Source organism: Actinomadura verrucosospora, from assembly GCF_039540335.1.
Lineage (GTDB): Bacteria > Actinomycetota > Actinomycetes > Streptosporangiales > Streptosporangiaceae > Spirillospora > Spirillospora verrucosospora.
The window spans coordinates 1-956 of record NZ_BAABEV010000105.1; the positions used below are offsets into that span (position 1 = coordinate 1).

Annotated in this window: 1 protein-coding gene; it reads right to left on the reverse strand. The window is 66.0% G+C overall.

Features of this window, described 5'->3' with window-relative positions; translation table 11 throughout:
- Positions 1-956 (reverse strand): alpha-amylase family glycosyl hydrolase (locus tag ABD944_RS42115; RefSeq protein WP_345187871.1); only part of this gene is annotated, 956 nt, incomplete at both ends.

Here is a 956-nt window from a genome sequence, read left to right on the forward strand (position 1 = left end):
GCGGGGTCGCAGGCGGAGAAGCCGGCGTTGCGGTCGGGGGTCCATTGCATGGGGGTTCTGACGGCGTCGCGGTCGCCGAGCCAGATGTTGTCGCCCATGCCGATCTCGTCGCCGTAGTACAGGACGGGGGAGCCGGGCAGGGACAGCAGGAGGGCGGTGAACAGTTCGAGTTGGTTGCGGTCGTTGTCCAGGAGGGGGGCCAGGCGGCGGCGGATGCCGATGTTGGCTTTCATGCGGGGGTCTTTGGCGTATTCGGTGTACATGTAGTCGCGTTCTTCGTCGGTGACCATCTCCAGGGTGAGTTCGTCGTGGTTGCGCAGGAAGATGCCCCATTGGCAGTTGTCGGGGATCTTGGGGGTCTGGGCCATGATCTCGGAGATGGGGTAGCGCTGTTCGCGGCGTACGGCCATGAAGATGCGGGGCATGACGGGGAAGTGGAAGGCCATGTGGCATTCGTCGCCGCCGGCGGCGGGGTCGCCGAAGTACTCCACGACGTCGGCGGGCCATTGGTTGGCCTCGGCGAGCAGGACGCGGTCGGGGTAGAGGCGGTCGACCTCGGAGCGGACGCGTTTGAGGTAGGCGTGGGTTTCGGGGAGGTTCTCGCAGTTGGTGCCTTCGCGGGCGTACAGGTAGGGGACGGCGTCCAGGCGGAATCCGTCGATGCCCAGGTCGAGCCAGAACCGCAGGTTCTCCAGCATGGCGTCCTGGACGTCGGGGTTGTCGTAGTTGAGGTCGGGCTGGTGGGCGAAGAAGCGGTGCCAGTAGTACTGGCCGCGGACGGGGTCGTAGGTCCAGTTGGAGGACTCGGTGTCGACGAAGATGATGCGGGCGTCGGGGTAGCCGGTGTCGTCGTCGGCCCACATGTAGAAGTCCCCGAACGGCCCGTCGGGATCGGTCCGCGACGCCTGGAACCAGGGGTGCTGGTCGGAGGTGTGGTTCATCACCAGATCCGCGAT